Origin of the sequence: Bartonella sp. CR84HXZ (genome assembly GCF_042194535.1) — a bacterium.
Lineage (GTDB): Bacteria > Pseudomonadota > Alphaproteobacteria > Rhizobiales > Rhizobiaceae > Bartonella > Bartonella grahamii.
The window spans coordinates 13,044-34,952 of the sequence record NZ_JBHIMY010000008.1 but is presented as its reverse complement, the minus strand read 5'-3'; the positions used below and the strand labels follow the sequence as shown (position 1 = coordinate 34,952).

Here is a 21,909-nt window from a genome sequence, read left to right as displayed (position 1 = left end):
TCAAATATCGTTTATTCTTCTTCGACAATCATCGCAGCAATTTCTGCTTCAGCGACGCGGACATCTTCTACTTTTGCAACGCACGAAAAACGTCTCATACCAGATCTTTTTTTCAAAAGCTGAACATGAATCTTGAGCTGATCACCAGGCATAACCGGCTTACGAAATTTCGCATTATCAACCGTCATAAGGTAAACTAAATTTGTTTGCTTATTGCCTAAATTTAAAAGTGCTATTGCTCCTGCCGTTTGTGCCATAGCTTCTAAAATCAAAACTCCAGGCATAACAGGCTTTGCGGGAAAATGTCCCGTAAAATGCGGCTCATTAATCGTTATATTTTTAATACCAATAGCTCCTTGTTCACCATCAATATCAACTATACGATCGATTAATAAAAACGGATAACGGTGCGGTAATATTGATAATAGTTTTTCAATATCGACAGCCTCTAAGTTTTTAGTCTTTTCACTGCTGATCATATCAGCGTTTCTCCTTTTTAACTTTTCCCATACTGCGCAACGTCGCTACTTCACGAAACCATTGTTTAAATGGTCGCGCTGGACTACCTCCCCATTTTTCGCCATCCGGAATGTCATTCATAACACCACTACGAGCAGCAATCTGAACACATTTACCTATTATGATGTGATCGGCTACTCCAACACCCCCGCCAAGCTGAGACATATCCCCTATCGATGTACTTCCCGCAACGCCACATTGAGCAGCAATAAGACAATAGCGGCCAATTTTTACATTGTGGGCAATTTGTACAAGATTATCAATCTTGCTTCCTTCACCAATAACAGTATCTTGAAATGTCCCACGATCAATTGTCGTGTTCGCACCAACTTCTACACCATCCTCAATAATAACGCGACCAAGCTGTGGAATTTTCTCGATTCCAGAAACGCCCCCAACATAACCAAAACCATCTTGCCCAATACAAACACCAGGATAAAGCTGAACCTTATCACCTATTATAGAACACTGAACTGTTACCTTAGGAGCAATATAGCAGTCACATCCAATACGGCAATTTTCACCGATAACAGCTGTGGATGAAATGAGAGTTCCTGCACCAATCTCAACATTTCTACCAATAACAGCTCCCGCTTCAATACACACATCATGTGCCAACTTAGCCGTTGGATGAATATGCGCATGCGATGAAATCCCCTTCGATCCTAACCAAGGCATTGGCTTGACAGAATCTGGAAACAAAATACGACCAATCTGAGCAAAGTCACGCTGTGGTGTGGATGTTACCAAAATTGCCATAGTTTCGGGAACTTTAAAAACAATCTCATTCGTACAAAAAACAGCAACAGCGGAACTGTCCAGTAAAGCATCAGAAAACTTCCGATGCTCTACAAAAACAAGAGAACCTTCCACAGCACTCTCAAGTGAAGAAAGAGTATTGATAACTTTATGAGAAAACTCTGGATTAAGAAGCTTTGCACCCGTCAACTCAGCAACATCTGCAACTGTCAATTGCCGGGACGGCGTAAAAAAAAATGTATCCGCCATCAAAACACTTTCTCTCCCAGCTTAAGCTATTCTCTTCAAGTTTTTCCTTCTTAAAATCACTCAAATCAGAACTTCGTAGAAATACCAAAATTCAATTGTTGCAAACGATCACCTTCCTGCTTCGTTATTGGCCAAGCATAATCAAAACGCAAAGGACCAAACGGAGAATCCCACATCAAACTCACACCTGCAGATGAACGCCAAGCACTTTTGGTATTGGTAACAGACGGTTCACCCTTAAAAACGGCTTTATAATTATTGCCATAAAGCGTGGCAATATCCGCAAATAAAGCACCGCGCAACCCGAACCCTTCAGGCACAACAGGGATAGGAAACTGTACTTCAGCAGTCGCATTCATATATGTTGTTCCCCCCAAGAAATAAACCTCACCCTTACTGGAAACCTGACGCGGACCTATTCCATTATATTTGAACCCTCGAATCATATCAGTATTCGCTTTAAACATATCGAAAATACGAACACCATCTCGGCCCATTCCGTTGATATAACCACCCCCAAAGGAAAGCAAACCAACAATATCCTTCTGGTCAGAAAGAGTCTTGTACATCATCGCCTTACCCGTGGTCTTCAAGAACTTTGCACTTCCACCAAGCCCTGCATATTCCTGAAGAAGATGCACGTACCATCCATCATGGGGGGATCTCATATCATCAATCGTATTATAGGTGAAACCATAACTAATTGATGAACGTTTCCAAGGGCTTTGTTTTGCAGCTTGAACAATCGCACCAGAATATTTCCCATATAATTCTATTACGTCACTCTCTTTGTCAAAATCGTACTCTCCGCCAAAATCATATTCTTCCTGTACATAAGAATAAGCTACATTAGCAGATAATTGATTATTAATAGGTAATGAAAACCGTAGCGATCCACCTGTCTGTCGTACATCATAGGCCTTATCAGCACGGTAAGTACTACGAAAAACATCAACGCCAGCAGATAAACGATACCCTAAGAAATAAGGATCAACAAATGATAAATTATAATTACGAGATTTTTCTTGCCCCGCACCTAATCCTAAACGAACATATTGACCACGTCCCCCAAGATTACGTTCGGTAACAGAAACTTCAAGTGACATACCAGGACTTGTCCCCCCTGTTGTATATCCTCCAGAAAGAGAGAGATCTCCTGTTGAAGCTTCAACGACATCTATTACCAAAATAACTTGGTCAGATTGATCTGTGGGAACCATTGAAATATTAACGGCTTTGAAGAAACCTAAACTTTCTAGACGACGTTTTGCCCGCTGTAATAAAGTTTGATTGTAAGCATCCCCTTCGTTTAAATCAATCTCACGGCGAATGACGTAATCACGCGTTTTCTCATTGCCACGTATATCAATACGCTGAATATAAGCACGTGTACCCTGTTCAATATTATATAAAATTGAAATTGTATGATTTGCTAAATTACGATTTCCCCGCGGCTCAACTTTAGCAAAAGCATATCCCGAATCAGCAACCTTGTTATTAATAATTGCAACAGACTGTTCAATATCTTCTGCGCTATAAACATCACCTGGCTGGGTTTTAAGCACCCTTTTCACAGATTGAACGTCAATTCCATCAACATCACTTTCAACCTGAATATCACTAATTTTATAGCGCACACCCTCATCAAGAACGAAAGAAATTTTATATGTATTGCTTGCTGCATCAAAAGTCGCTTTAGAAGAGACTACACGAAAATCTGCATAACCACGATTATAATAAAAGCGACGTAAAGCTTCTTCATCAGCAGCGAGACGCTCTTCACTGTAAACATCACCTCCCAATAACTTCGAAAAAATTCCTGAAGTTTTTGTTGAAATCACATCACGCAAACGACGACTTCCAAAGACACTATTCCCCTTAAAAGTGATATCACCAATCTTTGTTTTTTGCCCTTCAACAACATTAAATACTACATTAACTCGCCCTTTTCCAAGGTTAATCGTTTGAACGTTGACAGTGATATTATTACGACCAAGAGTTTTATAAGCTTCACGAATTGTATTTATATCAGCAGAAAGCTTAGCAGAATTAAAAGGCTCATTCGGTTTTAAAGAAATAAACCGCTTAAGATCTGGGTCTTTAAAAGATTTATTTCCCTGAAACAATATCTGATTGACAACCTCATATTCTTTTACGAATACAACCAATTTATCACCTACCGGATTTATTTTAACATCATAAAATAAACCCAATTCGAAAAGATTCTTCACAGCATTATCAACATCAGCACTGGAAACCCCTTGTCCAGCCTTAATCCCCATATTGTCTCGAATCGCCTGAGAACTTACAAACTTATTCCCACGAACCTCAATAGAACGGACTACAGACGCTTGCATTTCTCCAACCGCAGCAATTGACATAAAAACCGTTGCCGGGGCAATCATCCCCATCTTTAACACCAATACAGATGCTGCATTTAAAAACTTTGAATTTGTAGTCATTGGCTTTTTTACCTTACTCTTGTTCCTTGGACATGATGCCTTAAAAAGCTAACTGCCATAACAACCTTTTTACAGCGAGACTTTTCATTCCTTAATTACTCATTATAATGTACGACGCCACAACATTTTGCAGACATGGTAAACAACCTTCAATTTGTTTTCGCTATTATTACTCAATTTATAAAGCGTTTTCCATAATTTAATTAGCTAAACCAACAAAAATAATCATTAAAAAAGACAAAGATCATAAAAAGGAGAAGAATGGAAAAACCTAAACGAAAAATAATTCCCTGAATTTTAGCAGATATTTTCCTCCTAGTAATGACCTCAATGACATGCAATAAAAGATGCCCACCATCAAGCGGTAGAATCGGAAAAAGGTTAATAAGCCCAACACTTATTGAAAGAAAAGCTGCCAAATTCAACAAAGAAACAAAACCTGTCTCGCTCACTTTCCAAGCAATTTTAACGGTTTTAGAAGGTCCACTTAGCCGACAACGGTCCTCTTTTCCTCCTATTAAACGACTCATAAAAAGAACGGTTTGAGTGACGATAAACACAGTACGATCTGACGCTTCTCTTACAGCTGTTACAAAACCATAGCGAATATGTTTTATATAAGTTGGATCTAAATGTGCAGGATTATTTAAATCAATAGGAACACCTACACCTATCATAGCACTTCGTGTTCGATTACCAAATCCATCATCTCGCTCAACGATTTTCGGGGTAATCACCGTTGTAAAGAATCGCCCCATGCGTTCTATTTTAAACTCTATGGGTTCTCTTCCGTGAAAAGCTACATAATTCATCAAATCTTCAAAACTTTCAACCCGTCGTCCATCCATTTCAACAAAACGATCACCTAACTCCAAACCGGACTGAAGAGCAGGGCTATCTTTTACCAAAGAACCAACAACGGGCTCAATGGCTACACGACCATAGATAAAGAAAAAAAATGTTAGAATAACAACAGTAAAAAGGGCATTGAAAAAAGGACCGGCAAAAACAGTTGCTGCTTTTTTCCAAGCATGCGCACTAGCAAATGAACCATCAACAATCAGAGATGATTGGGATGATACCATATCGATTTTTTCCTCATCCCCAACAAACTTTACATACCCTCCTACGGGGATAAGTGCTAAGCGCCACTTCGTGCCATGCTTATCTGTATAACTCGCTATTTCTGGCCCAAATCCAAGCGAAAAAACTAACGCCTTAATACCACACCACCGACCAATGAGATAATGCCCAAATTCGTGCACAAAAATGATAATCATAATGATGAAAAGAATACTCAAACTTCTTAAAAGAAAATCACCCATAGTGACGATATAATTTAAAAGTCCCAAACTACCTTCTCCCAATTAGATCATACTAAAAAGATTAAAAGGTGCATCCATATCAGACATAAATGAACCAATTAAATAAAGAAGAAAAGCTGCCCCTACCAATCCATCTATACGATCCATAAAACCACCATGTCCAGGCAATAAAGAACTAGAATCTTTAACAGAAAACCGTCTTTTGAGCCATGATTGCCCTAAATCACTCAATTGTGAAACAATTGACAAAACAAGTGTAAGAAGTGGCACAAAAAAACTTGCTAAATTTATATCAAAAAATCCAAAAGAAACCCATATACCACCGAAAACTCCGACAAATGTACCACCAAGTGCTCCTGACCATGTTTTATTAGGAGAAAATTGTGGTGCTAATTTAGGTCCCCCTAATGCACGTCCGATAAAATACCCACCAATATCTGTTCCCCACACTATCGTAAATAAGAAAATAACAACTTGGAACCCCAACATTTCATGATCCCGTAGAAAGCATAAAGCAACAACAGGAAAAGATGCATATAAAAAACCACAAAAAACCCAACCACTCTTTTTTATAGATATAATAGCCAACACCGCAGCCAAAACGATTAAAACACAAAAAATCAATGAAGCAGATACACTCAACACTAAAAAAAAGCCAAAGATCAAATAAAAGGTACTTGCTAATATTTTTTGTAAAATACACCATTTCTCTTTAGTAATACTCATCCACTCATAAAGAACAAAACCGCCAATACACCATACAAATAAAAAAAAGAAGATTCCTCCCAACCATGTTAGATACAACGCAATAACGCCAAACACAAAAGCTGTCAGAACACGATAAACCAAATTAGACAAAACAACATCCAAACAATAAAAATAGAAAATACAAGCTCTAAAATTGACGCAAGAAAAACTTCCCTACGCAGTATTTTTATTTCATACTTGTATAAATTTCTCTTATAATTTATCATAAATAATTCAGTCTACAAAGATAGCGCTTTTGAGACCAATAATCAATGAAACCAACTTCAAAAATCTCCGTCAGGATTAATCCTAAAATATTTTTTTTAATATTTTCTCAAATATAAAATGAAAAAGCAGCTATCTATCTCCCATATGAATTAACTAATATAGCTTTCGTATAACAACACTTCTCTATCAACTATTCGTCATTGAAAAACGAATTACGCCACATAACATCTGCTTGATCGATTATACTCACATGTTTTATAATGGGAAAATAAGAGAAAGGTTAGGCTTATTTTTTGCGTTATATTCTTTCCCCAACCCTCATCTTAGAATATTTGAATAATTTCTAATAATACTTTCATTATGTAGTTTAACAAAGACATGCTAAACTAAAAGCCCTCACCATGCTGCTCAATAGTGTCTTCCTGCAAAGAGCTTGATTTACCATGCAGATTAAAAAATAAAAACATCTGCCCTTTCAAATCAATCCCTCCCATATCAAGATGATAAAACGATAAAATACCTTCCTGCATCACACCTTGCTATCACAGAGCACTCTACTTCCTACTATTATCCATAGAAACAATTTACAGGCTGGAAGTATAACATCTTTTTCTAGCGACAAAACCGTCTTAAACGTGCATAATTTCAGATTCTTTTACGGCTAAAATTTTATCAATATCAGCAATCGTTTCATCTGTGAGTTTTTGAACTTTTTCAGACAAACTATGGGCTTCATCTTGTCCAATTTCACCATCTTTTTCTAACTTTTTCAAATTGTCCATACCATCCCGACGAACATGACGTGTAGCAACACGCGCTTGCTCTGCATAGTGATGTGCAATTTTTACAAGTTCTTTACGGCGCTCTTCATTCAACTCAGGCAAAGGAATACGTAAATTCGTACCATCAGTTATGGGATTTAAACCAAGACCAGAATCGCGAATAGCGCGCTCTACAGCTCCTACCATCGTTTTATCCCATACAGAAACAGAAAGCATCCGAGGTTCGGGAACAGAAATATTAGCAACCTGATTTATGTGCACAACAGAACCATAAGATTCAACGGTCAACGGTTCTAATAAACTGGCCGATGCACGTCCAGTCCGCAAACCACCTAATTCATGTTTAAAAGCCGCAATAGCACCATCCATGCGACGTTTCAGATCATCCATAATTGATGTAACATTCATATTTCTGTCTCCTTCAATTGTCCTTTGAAGCTTACCCTTATTCCGATACTATTGTAAAGCGTCCTGTTCCATTCAAGACCTTAGCCAAACCGCCTTTTTCATGAATGGAATACACAATAATCGGTACATTGTTCTCACGTGCTAAAGTGACCGCCGTTGAATCCATAACAGATAACCCCCATTGTAAAACTTCAACATGTGTTAATTGGTCAAAACGCTTAGCCGTAGGGTCTATCTTTGGATCTGCTGAATAAATACCATCAACTTGTGTTCCTTTAAGAAGGACATCCGCACCAATCTCTGCTGCACGTAAAGTAGCAGCAGAATCAGTGGTAAAAAATGGGTTTCCTGTACCACCCGCAAAAATAACAACTTTTCCCTGATTCATATAAGCTATTGCTTTACGTTGCGAGAAACTTTCACAAATTTGTGGCATAGCAATCGCAGAGAGTACAACAGTTTCAACCCCTAATTTTGTCAAAGATGTTCGCAATGCTAAAGAGTTAATAGCAGTTGCAAGCATTCCCATATGATCCCCTGTCACTCGGTCCCCACCACGCGAAGCAACAGCAACGCCACGAAAAATATTTCCCCCACCGATAACAACCGCAACTTCTACCCCCATTGTGCGCACTTCTGCAATATCAGCGGCAATACGGTCTACAACAGAAACATCAATGCCAAAACTCTGCCCCCCCATAAGAGCTTCACCAGAAGCCTTTAAAAGAATACGTTTATACGGAAGTGCTAATGCCATTAATAATCTCCCCAAAAGCACATTGACTTTTTGCTTTTGACATCACGAAGGGCACCACTTTTTTCACGTGACGCCCTCTCAACAATTACATTGCTCCCATCAGAGATTCTACAACCAACGATATGATTTTAAATCTCTGATCAAGAGTTTGCAATAACTAGCCTTTTACAGCAGCAGCAACCTCTGCAGCAAAATCAGACTCCTCTTTTTCCACACCTTCACCCAATGCAAAACGAATAAAGCCTGTAATTTTTGCTGGTGCGCCAATTGATTTTTCAGCATCCTTTAAAGCTGCCTCAACAGTCATATCAGGATTCATAACGAAAGCTTGAGAAAGCAAAACAACCTCTTCAAAAAACTTACGCATACGTCCTTCTACCATTTTTTCAATGATATTTTCAGGCTTTCCAGACTGACGTGCTTGATCTGAAAAAATTGCTTTTTCACGTTCAACAGCAGCAGCATCAACATCTTGTGCTGTAAGCGCTAAGGGATTGGTTGCTGCAATATGCATCGCAACCTGCCGACCAAAAGCAAGAGCAGCCCCTTTATTTCCTGTTGTTTCAATCGCAACCAAAACACCAAGCTTACCAAGACCATCAGCTACACTATTGTGTATATAAGTCGCAACAACACCATTCTCAACAGACAATTTAGCGGAACGACGAAATGTCATATTTTCGCCAATTGTACCAATTGCATCTTTAATCGTAAGCTCTACAGTCTTCTCAGAACCTGGATAAAGAGAAACAGAAACAGATTCAACATCACCTGGCGTATCTAAAGCAGCAGTTGCTACATTGCGCACGATATCTTGGAATCCGGCATTGCGTGCAACAAAATCTGTTTCAGAATTAATCTCAACCAAAACCGCATTTAAATCTTTTGATACGACTCCGATTAATCCTTCAGCCGCTGTACGACCGGCCTTTTTATCTGCTTTAGCTATTCCTTTTTTACGAAGCCAATCAACAGCAGCTTCCATATCACCACTGGTTTCAGCTAGAGCGGCTTTACAGTCCATCATACCAGCGCCAGATAGTTCTCGAAGTTCTTTTACTTGTGCAGCAGTAATGCTCATATTTGCCTCTTTATTCTGTAATAGTGAAAGCGTGCAAAACCCCTCTGCACGCCTATAACTTCTTCTTTAGACAATAAAAGTACCTTAATTAGGCGTTTTATATTATTCAGAAACTTCTGAAACCGCATTTTCTTCCAAAATAGGCTCCACAGGCGCATCAACTTGAGCTCCTAAATCGATACCCATTGCTCCTTGCTGGCGTGCAATACCATCAAGGGCGGCACGAGCAAAAAGATCGCAATAAAGAGAAATTGCACGTGAAGCATCATCATTACCTGGTATCGGATGCGTTACGTCATCAGGATCGCAATTGGTATCAATAATAGCGATAACAGGAATGCCTAAACGTTTTGCTTCTTGAAGGGCAATATTTTCTTTATTCGTATCGATGACAAATATAAGATCTGGAACAGATCCCATATCTTTAATACCACCAAGCGCACGATTAAGCTTTTCACGATCACGTTCAAGATTTAAACGTTCTTTTTTGGTAAAACCTTGCGCCTCAGCAGCAAGAATTTTGTCAAGCTTTCGCAAACGATGTATCGAATTGGAAATCGTTTTCCAGTTTGTGAGCATACCGCCAAGCCAACGTGCATTAACGTAATACTGGGCAGAACGATTCGCCGCATCAGCGATAATATCAGATGCTTGCCGTTTCGTACCAACAAAGAGAATACGACCACCACGCGCAACAGTATCTGAAACAAGTTTAAGCGCTTGGTATAAAAGCGGAACGGTCTGAGCAAGGTCAATAATATGGATATTATTACGCTGACCATAAATATAGGGAGTCATTTTGGGATTCCAACGATGAGTCTGGTGACCAAAATGCACACCTGCTTCTAAAAGCTGGTGCATAGTAAAATCGGGTAGTGCCATAAATCTTATCCTTTCCGGTTCAACCTCCGCGGGAAAAGCAGGAAAACCTACTACCGGCGGATGCTTGCTAGAATTTTCTCACAAATTATTTGCAAACACCCAAACTCCGCGTGTGGAATAGCGCAAACATACTAATATTTGATTCTTTTTCAAGTCATTTTCTTTAATCATTTAATATTTGCATTTTCACATTGATTAAGATCTTTTCCAAGTTCCAAGAATTCGAGACTGTTCAATTTTGCACGCACTGAAAAAGTTCCATAATCTATATGAAGATCACGCATGATACCATTCTCATTTAAGAGAAAACTGCTACGATAAACCGGCAAACCATCTTTATTTTCTCCATCATCAAAATAAGAAATTGTAACAGGCCAATATTCGTCTTCATCCAATTTTCTTACTTTTTCCGTTTCGCTATCAGATAAAAGCGCCTTCTTTTCCCCTATGACAATACTTTCTTTTATAACTTTATCTGCTTTATTTGTCCCATCAAATACAGTAACATTGTAAAAATGATGCCCTGCTTTTGCATGGCGGATAATATTTTTTAGTTGCATCATTGGAAATTCAGCCATTGCAAGCTTATACTCTTTTTCCTTTGGCTTTTTTAAGGTAACTGTAATACCATCTTGAGTACGCTCCGCAACTCCCTCAGCACGATGCGCAACCTCTTCTCCCTCTTGATCTGTAATATTAAAATGAAATGCACGGCTGTCTCCTGTTTCATAACTCGTCGTCTGTTGATCCGTTAAACGTACCGGCATATCTTCAATGTGAACACGACTAATAAAACGAAAACGTGTGCTATAGCCTTGGCATGCCGAACCAGTAAGCTCGTAAACCATTCGCCCTGACATCGCAGAAATTGTCATGTCATGAGAAACGCTATCGAGATGAAAATCATAAATTGCTCGATGAGGCACAATAAAAATAGGCTCTTCAGCTCTCGCTGTACATAAAAAAACAATATATGAAATTATTATAAATAATGATCTAATCATTCCCAAATTCCAAACTTTATCCCCGTTGCATAACATCATACAATAAGGCAAAAAAGGCTAATTTCTCAATTAACCACACATTTCCTTAAATCAAAAAATAGATTATACAATGAATGTATTATAGAGCAGCTATGGAGTTTAAATTATGACCAATATGATTGAAAAAAACTTAGAGAAATTCGGAATCACTCTTCCTGAAGTAATCTCCCCCCTTGCCAATTACATCACCACTTCACAAAGTGGCAATCAACTCTTTATTTCTGGACAACTCCCTCTTATTAATGGAAAACCAATAGCCATCGGTAAAGTTGGTGCAACTGTGAATACCGAACAAGCCCAAAAAGCATCCGAAGCTTGCGCTCTCAATATTCTCGCTCAACTCCAAGCAACTCTAGGTGACTTAAATAAAATAAAACGTGTGGTAAAAATTACTGTTTTTGTGGCTGTAGATTCTCATTTTACCGATATTCCTTTTGTTGCCAATGGAGCTTCTAATTTATTCGTCAATATCCTTGGTGAAATTGGAAAACACGCCCGTTCTGCTATTGGTGTTGCCTCTCTTCCTATGGATGTTCCTGTAGAAGTTGAAGCCATCATAGAAATCTAAGCCTTCATTAAGACAGTGCACCATCCTAAATATAACTAAAGTCAAAATACTTCTTTGTCTTAAACTCTGATAAACTTTGTATTTTTTCGTTTTTAATTAAAATCTTAAACTTACAATAAAAGGAAATATTTGTATGAAACAAGCTTATGACAATAACAATATTTTTGCTAAATTGATTCGCAATGAAATCCCTTCTGTTCGTGTCTACGAAGATGATGATGTTATTGGATTTATGGATATCATGCCACAGGCACCAGGTCATACGCTGGTCATTCCTAAAAAAGGCTCTAGAAACTTACTTGATGCAGATACTGAAACATTATTTCCTGTTATTAAAGCTGTTCAAAAAATTGCAAATGCCGTCAAAAAAGCCTTTCAAGCAGATGGCATAACTGTCATGCAATTTAATGAAGCAGCTAGTCAACAAACCGTTTATCATCTCCATTTCCATATTATACCACGTATGGAGGGAATAGAACTTACCCCTCATAATAATATAATAACGCCTACAGAAATACTTGAAGAGAATGCAAAGAAAATCCGTGCAGCCTTATAACACACTCTTAAGTTGTTGTGCTTTTTTTTCCTACACGTTTTTTTGTAAAATTTTCCATTTTACTTTTCTTTGAACTTGCAGATATATCGGAAGATGAAATTTCTAACTGTAAGCTTTCTTTTTTGCCATTTGATTTTTGTGTCAATACGCGAACAATGCCACCGTTGCGTAACTTTCCAAATAAAATTTCATCAGCTAATGGCTTTTTAATATATTCTTGTATAACACGCCCTAATGGGCGTGCTCCCATCTGAGAATCGTATCCCTTATTGGAAAGCCATAAAGTTGCAGAAGGGCTTAATTCAAAACAAATTCCCCGATCAGCTAATTGTGCTTCAAGCTGAAAAATAAATTTTTGCACTATCTGATTGATGATTAAATGAGATAACGGTGCAAACGGAATAATTGCATCTAACCGATTACGAAACTCTGGTGTAAATAACCGATTGATTGCTTCTATATCCTCACCATCACGATGTACTTTCCCAAATCCAATAGCTGATTTTGCCATATCTGAAGCGCCAGCATTGGTTGTCATAATCAAAATAACATTGCGGAAATCAATTTTCTTACCATTATGGTCTGTTAATCTACCATAATCCATTACCTGCAATAAAATATTAAATAACTCTGGATGTGCTTTCTCAATCTCATCTAGCAATAGGACTGCGTGAGGCTTCTGATCAACAGCATCTGTAAGGAGACCTCCTTGATCAAACCCTATATAACCTGGAGGAGCTCCGATTAAACGTGCTACCGTATGCCGTTCCATATATTCTGACATATCAAAACGCAATAATTCAATGCCTAAAGATGATGCAAGCTGTTTTGCAACTTCAGTTTTTCCTACACCTGTTGGTCCTGAAAATAAATAACTTCCTATTGGTTTATCCGATTCGCGTAAACCTGCTCGCGCCAATTTTATGGATGAAACTAAGACGGAAATTGCCTGATCTTGCCCATAAACAACATGTTTGAGTTCTCTTTCAAGCTTACTCAGTATCTTCTGATCATTCCGAGAAACTGTTTTTGGTGGAATTCTTGCAATTGTAGCAACAGTGGCTTCAATTTCTTTAACACCTATACTCTTCTTGCGTTGTTTTTGTGGCAAAAGCTTTTGCGCTGCGCCACTTTCATCAATAATATCAATTGCTTTGTCAGGTAACCTACGGTCAATTATATAACGTGAAGATAATTCTACGGATGCCTTCATCGCCTGATCTGTATATTTAATCTGATGAAAATCTTCAAAGTAAGGCTTCATCCCCTGCAAAATCTTAATCGCATCTGTAACAGAAGGTTCATTAATATCAATCTTCTGAAAACGACGCTCTAAAGCACGATCTTGTTCAAAGAATTTGCGATATTCTCTGTAAGTCGTCGAACCAATACATCGCATAGTTCCAGAAGATAATACAGGTTTTAAAAGATTTGCTGCATCCATATTTCCCCCTAATGTCGCTCCTGCTCCAATTAAGGTATGAATTTCATCAATAAATAAAATAGCATCTGGATACAGCTCAAACTCTTTAATAACTTGCTTTAAGCGTTCTTCAAAATCACCGCGATAACGTGTACCAGCAACAAGTCCCCCCATATCAAGAGAAAATATTGTTGCATTTGATAAAACTTCAGGCACTTGCCCATCAACAATGCGCTTTGCTAATCCCTCAATTATAGCGGTTTTCCCCACTCCAGGATCACCAACCAAAAGCGGATTGTTTTTTGACCTTCGACATAAAATCTGAATCATGCGTGAAATTTCTATTTCACGGCCAATTAATAAATCAATTTTTCCATTAAGTGCTTTACAATTGAGGTCAACACAATAATTCGTTAAAGCACTTGTTCCTCTTTCACCATTATCCGAAATCTGCTGATCTAATTGCTCTTCAAGTCCTTCAAGTAACATGGATAACCCATCATCACGTGTGATACCATGCGAAATAAAACGTACAGCATCATAGCGTGTCATTCCCATTTCTTGAAGAAAATATGCTGCATGGCTTTCACGTTCAGAAAAAATTGCAACAAGAACATTTGCCCCCGATACTTCATCTTTTCCAGCTGATTGTGCATGAATCACCGCACGTTGGATAACACGCTGGAAAAAAGCTGTAGGCTTCGTATCCTCATCAGCTCTAATCTGTTCATCTAACTCTGAGCGAAGATAATTGGTTAAGCGCTCTCGCAATTCCTCCACATCTACCTGGCAAGCCTGAATAACGGAATTTGCATCGGCATCATCTAACAGCGCAAGTAGAAGATGCTCTAATGTTGCGTATTCATGCCGTGCTTGAGTAGCAATTGTTAATGCACGATGCAAAACCTCTTCAAGACTAGGTGTAAAAGATGGCATAATTCCTCACTTCCATTCCATTACACATTGTAACGGATGTTCATTTTGACGCGCACATTCCCTCACTTGTAATATTTTCATTTCAGCGACTTCATAAGTATAAGTTCCACATTCTCCTATCCCACTGTGATGAACATTTAACATTATTCGCGTTGCCTCTTCGAAACTTTTTTTAAAAAAGTTCTTCAAAACGAAAACAACAAAATCCATAGGTGTGTAATCATCATTAAGCAAAAAAACTCGACATAATTTAGGTTTTTCGAGTTTTGCTCTAGCCTTAGGCATTATAACCGCACCATGCCTAACTTCATCCCAATTCTTGCCCTTTTCATTATGCATAATATGAGCTATAGAGTTTATTATGAGCGTCTGTCCCATTATCGTTTTCCATGCAATACATTTTTATTAATTTTAAATTCTTTCATAACTATTGCAATACCTGTATGTATTAGAAATAAGATTCCCTCTATGGTTAGACTTCAATCACTCACTCATAAAATAACTTCTGTAAACAAATTAGTAATACCATTCGTCTAAACTGCATCAACAAATTACAGAAAAGGAAGCTTTATAGAAGTTTTTCAGGATAAATGGAGAAATAGGATACTGCAAGTGTATATTAATTATCAAAAAATTATGCGCTACTGTAAAACAATAGCAATTTCTTTTGTTGTGTTAGCTTTTTCTTACTGTTGGGCATCAGCTACACCTCAAGGAGCCTATCCTGATAAGTATGCGGCTATTGTTATAGATGCTACTACGGGAAAAACTCTATTTCAAGCCAATGCAACACTGAAACGTTATCCTGCTTCTTTAACAAAGATGATGACATTGTACTTACTCTTTGAAGCTATGCAGATGCGTCGTGTGACACCAAATACACCAATTCCCGTTTCACATTATGCAGCAATGCGTCCACCGACAAAAATTGGGTTTAAAGCAGGCCAAACAATTTCTGCAGAATCAGCAGCTAAAGCACTCATTACAAGATCCGCAAATGATGTTGCTGCTGCCATTGCAGAATATCTTGGAGGTAGTGAAAAAAAATTCGCTCAAATGATGACTGTAAAAGCTCGTAAACTTGGCATGAAACATACACATTTCGCAAATGCTTCAGGACTTCCGGATGTGCACAATTATTCTACAGCACGAGATATAGCGACTTTGTCATTAGCTTTACGTAAACATTTTCCAAAACAATATAAATTGTTCAAAACAAAAAGTTTTAATTTCCGTGGGCATAAAATTAACAGCCACAATAAACTCGTTAAAATAATGAAAGGTGTCGATGGAATTAAAACAGGATACACACAAATGTCAGGTTCTAATTTAGCAACTTCAATGCGTCTTGATGGGCGCTCTGTTGTCGCTGTTGTTATGGGAGGTAAATCATCTACTGCACGTGACGAGCATATGGCTAGCCTATTGAATCAATATTTGCCCAAAGCAAGCCAAATGAAAAGTGGTAAACATTTAATGGCTTCTGTACGCTATCACTTACCGACTGGCGCCAATACTCCTATACCGACTATTAAAGCTGATTCAAGTAATTTTGATGATGAAATTTCGACTATGTTGACAGCATTTGCAGAACAACCTAAAAACTCCAATATCGCAATAACGGCTGTAAATAAGGTAATTATACCAATACCAAACCCTCAAAAAACTATACCGGTTGAGACTCATAAAATTGTAACAGCCTCTTTGTCCACAAATGCCGGATGGGCTATCCAAATTGGTTCTCTTCCTAGTGAAGAACAAGCAAAAACTTTACTTTTAAAAGCAAAAAATATAGCTTTTTCTACTTTAAAGCACGCATCTTCACACATGCAACTGTTTGAAAAAAATGGGCAGCGTTATTACCGAGCGCGCTTTACAGGGTTTCAATCAAAAAAAGCTGCATTTGATGCTTGCTCTACATTAAAGAAAGCAAATTTTAACTGCTATACTGTAGCCTACTAAAAATTTTTGAATTCTGCGTTAAGGATAGTATTATGACAGATAATGCTTTTGCTTCATTCCATAAAAAAGAAATTTTATTGAAGCAATCATCCCTCCTTTCATTGCGTTCTCTTCACGATGCTGCCGCAAAACTTACTGGTTTAAAATATAATTCGACTGCATTAGATACACAATCTCTTGTTAACCTTCTCATTTGCCAAACAATACGCAACCGTCGTCTCATAATGCCTCCTGTACGCATTCATTTACGCGTTGCTAGCCAGACTGGTAATGTGCCTATCAAAATCCGTCTAGGAGCAACAAATATTTAATTCTACAGACCATCTCTAAAAAATTATTTTATTATTAACCATTATCTACAGCCTTAGAAACTCCTTTGATAAACATACTTTTTTCTTATTATGGAATTGTGCTGACAGCTTTTCCAACTATCCAATACCTCCAAGCTTTCAATAAAACCATTATTCAAAGACATAAAAAAACACCCAATATTTTTTCACTTTTGGATTTAATATAAAAATTATCCTTGATATCTTTTTGGAAAAAATGAATAGCTTCATTGGATGAAAACTTATCATTTTAGGGATTATTGTAAAAGTTCAATAAAGGAAGTCCCTCTTAATAACGGTCCCCCTTACAACATAAACGCTGTAAAAAATAATCTAACTCCTCTTACTTTTATTTCTTTCAACAGACAAAGAAAATTGGAAAATACAACAAATACTATCGATGAAAAAACATAAAAGAAATTATCAGATTAAATATCATGATACCGATTTCCATAAGATTTTAATTTATAATTTATTTTTTGCATATTGAATAAGAGTTTTTCGTAAAATTCTCTTATTTTCCTTCTTGTATTGAATCAGTCAAAATCGTTCGCTTGCTCATCACGAGCAAGATTGGCATTAAACTATTAAAAAAAGAAATCAAAATATCTCTTATGAATCATTTCAAGTACTCTAGAATCTTTTGTAACATTGAAAGTTGAAAAAAAAGGATGAATAGTGCTGGCTTTCTCCCTCTATAAATAAAGATGCTAATACCCTATAGGTTTTATACCATTCATGGAAAACTTACATTATACTATTCATATGCAAGATACTGATTTATAAAGATAGTTCATTATTTTGCATGTTAGATGAGAAACTCGAATATCGTAAAATTCTCTCATTTGAAATTTGTTTATGTTGAATCAATCCAAACCGTTCTCTTGTATGTTATGAGCGAGATTAGTGTGTGGCGTGAAACTGTACTAAAAAGACTCAAAATGCCTATAATGAACCGTTTTAAATGCTAAGGGCTTTGGTCCCTGTACAGGGGGGGCTTGGCAAAGTGTGTAATCGTGCCAGCATGCTCTTTTTATTAAGCATAAAGATGGGGACAGCTCAATGGATTTACCGTTATACCATTCACAGGTGCCATCGCGAAATGAGTTTGGGAGCGTTGAGAGATATTTTTTAAAAAAACTCATGAATGAGTAACACGATAATGTTCCATCGTGTGCATTCTATTCTTATGAGAATTTTGATAAATATTTTTTAATGTATACGTTATTATTTATTTTAGTTTTTTTGACGGTACAGAATTTATAAATAAAAAAGATATTTCCAATATATCTCTTAATTATTGTAAATTAGCATTTCTTTTCAAGGTATTTTTTACCATACTAGGTATCAAAAGATCTTCACTTCTAAAAATTAAAATCTTTAAAATTCTCTCTCCTCATCATAATTATTCAGATTTAACACAAATTTTCCTTGGATACTCAGGCATAATCTTCCATTACTTAAAAGATATGGCTATGGAAACTTTTAAAAGCCATAAAATCCAGCTAAAAAATAATGGCAGACTGATCACTAATTTTACTTTACGCTTTTTTATTTTTTCTAAATTAGACTTTTTTCCCATTTTAGAGACAAATCAGATAGATACTGATAGTACTCCCCCTCCAAACTTGCATGCCAAAGCTACTATTCGTTAAGAAAACACTGAATCATCTCGAATTTATTTCAAGCTGCTGTTGCATTAAAGTGGAATTTTGATTTATAAGTAACAAAAAAACATAAGCTTTATCAGGAAATACGACTCCCCTCCCAAAAATTCCAGTTATGGATTGAAAAATGTTTCAGATCCTAACAAGATATTGTATTGACTGCAAGACCACCTTTACTTGTCTCTTTATAGCGTTCACTCATATCATGACCAGTCTGGCGCATTGTTTCTATACAAGCATCAAGAGAAACAAAATGATCTCCATTACCATATAATGCAAGAGAAGAAGCCGTTACCGCCTTAACAGCTCCCATTGCATTACGCTCAATACAAGGAACTTGTACAAGACCTGCAACAGGATCACATGTCATTCCCAAATGATGTTCAAGCGCAATTTCTGCCGCATTTTCAATTTGAGCTGGCGTTCCACCTAACGCTGCGGTCAACCCTGCTGCGGCCATTGAAGATGCCGTTCCAACTTCACCTTGACACCCAACTTCTGCACCAGAAATAGAGGCATTATGTTTGATAACACCGCCTATAGCTGCTGCCGTTAATAGAAAATTATGTATTCCCTCTCGATCTGAATCATCATTAAATTGAAGATAATAACGCAAAACTGCTGGGACAACACCAGCTGCCCCATTTGTTGGGGCTGTAACAACACGACCACCTGCTGCATTTTCCTCATTGACTGCTATGGCATATACCGAAAGCCAATCATTTGCCCAAAGTGGATAATTGCGATTTATCTTTTGATTTTCCAAAAGCGTTTCATGCAGCTTTTTAGCACGCCTTAGAACACGCAATCCACCAGGCAACTCACCTTCTTGTGAAAGACCTCTATCAATGCAATTTGTCATCGCTGAAAAAATTTCATCAAGCCCTGTATCAAGAGAAGAACGCTCTATCTTTGTTTCTTCATTTAAGCGCTTCATTTCAGCAATTGAAAGTCCTGATTTTTCTGCCATTGATAACATTGCACCAGCAGAATCAAATGGATATGGCACCTCAAATGTTTCTGGTTGTATATTATCATTCATATGGCTTAATTCATCCTCAGTCACAACAAAGCCACCACCGATAGAATAATAAATCTGCCGCAACAGAACATTCCCATCAGTATTAAGTCCTTCAAAGGCTAGTCCGTTTGTATGTCCAGGGAGAATTTTCTTTCGTTCAAAAATAAGATCACGCTGCACATCAAACTGATAAGCGGGATGGCCTTCTGGTTGCACTTTTTTTTCACGTATAACTTTTTCTAACAAAATCCCCATGCTATCAGGATCAACAGTAGAAGCTTTTTCTCCTAAAAGTCCTAATATGATAGCCCTATCTGTTGCATGACCAATACCCGTGAAAGCTAAAGAACCATAAAGATAAACACGTATACGAGAAACTTGAATATCAGACGACTGAGAAAAATCAGACGACTGAGAAAAATCTCCTATCTTTTGCAAAAACATATTAGCAGCTGTCATCGGCCCCATCGTATGTGAGCTAGAAGGACCAATCCCAATTTTAAAAAGTTCAAAAACAGACAGAAACACGTATCACCTCAAAACTATAGTACAGCTTGAGCATATATGCTTTTTCATAACGTTTGTCCCGTTTAAAATCAAACTGCGAGATAAACTAAAAAAATGACAGCAATAAACACGAATGTCGCTCGTCTTGCTACCACCCAACACTTTCTTTCTATAGTGTTTTTCATTAGCCAACCCTCAAAAAACGGACAATGCCCCTAGAGTTACCACTCTTAATGTTCCAAACGTAGTAAAATAAGTGTTAATATGCAATATTAAAATTCAATAAGGATGCGAAATTCTTATCGGAAATATTTTGCATAATGCACCAAGTTCTTCAAAACGTATGCTTAATTATATAAAATATTTTATGGGTATGTTTCAATGAAACGTACAAAGTTTTCTAACGATTCTCTTTCTGTCTCAAAATTGTTTTCTGGAGCACTCATATCGCGATAACCAAGTGCCATACCACAGATAATATGGCGATCAGAAGGAATAGATAAAAGCGTACGAATCTCTTTATGATAATCAGCAAAAGCAGCTTGAGGGCAGGTATCTAATCCAAATCCACGTGCAGCTAACATAATGGTCTGCATAAACATACCCAAATCAAGCCAACTCCCCATTTCCATGTCGTGATCCATTGTAAATAAGAGTCCTACAGGTGCATCAAAAAATAAAAAATTTCGCGCCTTTTGATGAAGTATTTTTTCTTCATCACCTTTTTGAATTCCAAGACTCTGATAAAGATCCAAACCAACTTTTCGACGCCTTGAAATATAAGGCTCACGCCACTGACGTGGATAATAACTATATTCACGCTCTCCTTTTACACCTGAAAGCACAAGTTGTGAAAGCTCTTGCCCTACTTTCTGTAATACACTTCCTGTAAGCACAATCACTTGCCATGGCTGAATATTTGTTCCAGATGGTGCACGTGCTGCAAGTTTTAAGATTTCTTTGATTGTTTCCAACCTAACTGACTGATCCGTAAAAGCGCGAATTGACTTTCGTGATAAAATAGATTGAAAAACACTCATAGGAGAAACTGCCATTGTTTTTACTTTCTTTATGAAAAATAATTTTTTTTACTTATCAAGGACAATATATTGCGAAAATACCTTCGCAGCTTTTTTCGAACACTCTATTTCTTTAAATAACTTACACATTTCACGTAGTGTTAAAGATTCCCCTTAGAGATAGTATAACACATCTCTTTTAATAGAAAAAAATTGTCTAAAAGCAACTGAAATAAATTTTATAATCAATGATTAACCCCCAACTCCGCTAAGCTCTCAAAAAAACTCTCCTCAATTCGTTCTAAATCCTGTAGAAGATCATCAATATCATGCTGCATCTGCTTTAAATCAGCTCGTTTTTTATGAATTCCTGCAATTAATTTCTTAAGCTTTTTCTCATCATCAGGTGGTTTTTCAACCATTGTCAACATATCTGATATTTCAGACAACGAAAATTTAACTCTTTTAGCACGCAGAATTTGTTTTAACTTATGACGATCCGTTTGTGTATAAAGCCGTGTATTTCCACGCCGAAAAGGAATAAGAAGTCCCTCTTCTTCATAATAACGCAAAGTCCGAGCTGTTATTGAAAACTCACGTGTTAATTTTCCAATTGAATAATATTCGTACATTTTTTTATTCTGTCTTCATAGATCACATTGTGATAAGAAATATGTCT

The 21,909-nt window shown here is 37.3% G+C and carries 20 protein-coding genes; 4 read left to right on the top strand and 16 right to left on the bottom strand.

Annotated elements, in window-relative coordinates; translation table 11 throughout:
• Positions 1-11: 11 nt before the first annotated feature.
• The 11 genes from fabZ to ACFIKD_RS05180 form a co-directional block, all read right to left on the bottom strand.
• The gene (gene fabZ / locus ACFIKD_RS05230; RefSeq protein WP_375626256.1) at positions 12-479 is read right to left on the bottom strand and encodes a 3-hydroxyacyl-ACP dehydratase FabZ; all 468 of its coding nucleotides are present in this window, start codon (positions 477-479) and stop codon (positions 12-14) included.
• 1 nt (position 480) lies between these two features.
• Positions 481-1,527 (bottom strand): UDP-3-O-(3-hydroxymyristoyl)glucosamine N-acyltransferase, encoded by a 1,047-nt coding sequence (gene lpxD / locus ACFIKD_RS05225; RefSeq protein WP_375647392.1) that lies wholly within the window; start codon positions 1,525-1,527, stop codon positions 481-483.
• Positions 1,528-1,592: 65 nt separating this feature from the next.
• Positions 1,593-3,989 (bottom strand): outer membrane protein assembly factor BamA, encoded by a 2,397-nt coding sequence (gene bamA / locus ACFIKD_RS05220; protein WP_375647391.1) that lies wholly within the window; start codon positions 3,987-3,989, stop codon positions 1,593-1,595.
• Positions 3,990-4,192: 203 nt separating this feature from the next.
• Entirely contained in the window at positions 4,193-5,341 is a 1,149-nt protein-coding gene (locus ACFIKD_RS05215) for an RIP metalloprotease (protein WP_375647390.1), read from the bottom strand.
• Between the two features lie 15 nt (positions 5,342-5,356).
• Positions 5,357-6,172 carry a phosphatidate cytidylyltransferase gene (locus ACFIKD_RS05210; protein ID WP_375636267.1) on the bottom strand — a complete coding sequence of 272 codons (816 nt, stop codon included), beginning with the start codon at positions 6,170-6,172 and terminating at the stop codon, positions 5,357-5,359.
• Positions 6,173-6,675: 503 nt separating this feature from the next.
• A complete protein-coding gene (locus ACFIKD_RS05205; RefSeq protein WP_375636266.1) occupies positions 6,676-6,819 on the bottom strand; it encodes a hypothetical protein in 144 nt (47 codons plus the stop codon).
• Between the two features lie 99 nt (positions 6,820-6,918).
• Entirely contained in the window at positions 6,919-7,479 is a 561-nt protein-coding gene (frr, locus tag ACFIKD_RS05200) for a ribosome recycling factor (RefSeq protein WP_375636264.1), read from the bottom strand.
• Between the two features lie 37 nt (positions 7,480-7,516).
• Positions 7,517-8,236, bottom strand: a complete 720-nt coding sequence (gene pyrH / locus ACFIKD_RS05195) for a UMP kinase (protein WP_375636262.1) — start codon at positions 8,234-8,236, stop codon at positions 7,517-7,519.
• Between the two features lie 157 nt (positions 8,237-8,393).
• Complete coding sequence (gene tsf / locus ACFIKD_RS05190; protein WP_375636260.1) at positions 8,394-9,317, bottom strand: translation elongation factor Ts; 924 nt, start codon at positions 9,315-9,317, stop codon at positions 8,394-8,396.
• Positions 9,318-9,419: 102 nt separating this feature from the next.
• Positions 9,420-10,199 (bottom strand): 30S ribosomal protein S2, encoded by a 780-nt coding sequence (gene rpsB / locus ACFIKD_RS05185; protein ID WP_375644672.1) that lies wholly within the window; start codon positions 10,197-10,199, stop codon positions 9,420-9,422.
• A gap of 167 nt (positions 10,200-10,366) precedes the next feature.
• Positions 10,367-11,203, bottom strand: coding sequence for a cell envelope integrity EipB family protein (locus ACFIKD_RS05180; protein WP_375644671.1), 837 nt, complete (start codon positions 11,201-11,203; stop codon positions 10,367-10,369).
• A 145-nt stretch (positions 11,204-11,348) separates the two neighbouring features.
• Here ACFIKD_RS05180 and ACFIKD_RS05175 point away from each other — a divergent pair, with 145 nt between their 5' ends.
• Together ACFIKD_RS05175 and ACFIKD_RS05170 are read left to right on the top strand one after the other, a co-directional pair.
• Positions 11,349-11,810 carry a RidA family protein gene (locus tag ACFIKD_RS05175; RefSeq protein ID WP_208439554.1) on the top strand — a complete coding sequence of 154 codons (462 nt, stop codon included), beginning with the start codon at positions 11,349-11,351 and terminating at the stop codon, positions 11,808-11,810.
• A 133-nt stretch (positions 11,811-11,943) separates the two neighbouring features.
• Entirely contained in the window at positions 11,944-12,366 is a 423-nt protein-coding gene (locus ACFIKD_RS05170) for an HIT family protein (protein WP_012755038.1), read from the top strand.
• A 7-nt stretch (positions 12,367-12,373) separates the two neighbouring features.
• Here the strand turns inward: ACFIKD_RS05170 and clpA are convergent, their stop codons facing one another.
• Together clpA and clpS are read right to left on the bottom strand one after the other, a co-directional pair.
• Positions 12,374-14,725, bottom strand: a complete 2,352-nt coding sequence (gene clpA, locus ACFIKD_RS05165) for an ATP-dependent Clp protease ATP-binding subunit ClpA (RefSeq protein WP_375647388.1) — start codon at positions 14,723-14,725, stop codon at positions 12,374-12,376.
• A gap of 6 nt (positions 14,726-14,731) precedes the next feature.
• The gene (clpS, locus tag ACFIKD_RS05160) at positions 14,732-15,103 is read right to left on the bottom strand and encodes an ATP-dependent Clp protease adapter ClpS (protein ID WP_273788139.1); all 372 of its coding nucleotides are present in this window, start codon (positions 15,101-15,103) and stop codon (positions 14,732-14,734) included.
• Positions 15,104-15,337: 234 nt separating this feature from the next.
• Between clpS and ACFIKD_RS05155 the strand changes: the two genes are divergently transcribed.
• Both ACFIKD_RS05155 and ACFIKD_RS05150 read left to right on the top strand, forming a co-directional pair.
• Positions 15,338-16,687: a D-alanyl-D-alanine carboxypeptidase gene (locus tag ACFIKD_RS05155; protein WP_375644669.1), complete on the top strand. Its 1,350-nt coding sequence runs from the start codon at positions 15,338-15,340 to the stop codon at positions 16,685-16,687.
• A 32-nt stretch (positions 16,688-16,719) separates the two neighbouring features.
• Positions 16,720-16,998 carry a hypothetical protein gene (locus ACFIKD_RS05150; protein ID WP_375626277.1) on the top strand — a complete coding sequence of 93 codons (279 nt, stop codon included), beginning with the start codon at positions 16,720-16,722 and terminating at the stop codon, positions 16,996-16,998.
• Positions 16,999-18,822: 1,824 nt separating this feature from the next.
• Here ACFIKD_RS05150 and ACFIKD_RS05145 read toward each other — a convergent pair.
• The 3 genes from ACFIKD_RS05145 to ACFIKD_RS05135 all read right to left on the bottom strand — a co-directional run bounded on the left by ACFIKD_RS05145 (position 18,823) and on the right by ACFIKD_RS05135 (position 21,862).
• Positions 18,823-20,232 (bottom strand): L-serine ammonia-lyase, encoded by a 1,410-nt coding sequence (locus ACFIKD_RS05145; RefSeq protein WP_375647387.1) that lies wholly within the window; start codon positions 20,230-20,232, stop codon positions 18,823-18,825.
• Positions 20,233-20,576: 344 nt separating this feature from the next.
• Positions 20,577-21,266 carry a nitroreductase gene (locus tag ACFIKD_RS05140; RefSeq protein ID WP_375647386.1) on the bottom strand — a complete coding sequence of 230 codons (690 nt, stop codon included), beginning with the start codon at positions 21,264-21,266 and terminating at the stop codon, positions 20,577-20,579.
• Positions 21,267-21,475: 209 nt separating this feature from the next.
• The gene (locus tag ACFIKD_RS05135) at positions 21,476-21,862 is read right to left on the bottom strand and encodes a MerR family DNA-binding transcriptional regulator (RefSeq protein WP_375626282.1); all 387 of its coding nucleotides are present in this window, start codon (positions 21,860-21,862) and stop codon (positions 21,476-21,478) included.
• Between the last annotated feature and the right edge of the window lie 47 nt (positions 21,863-21,909).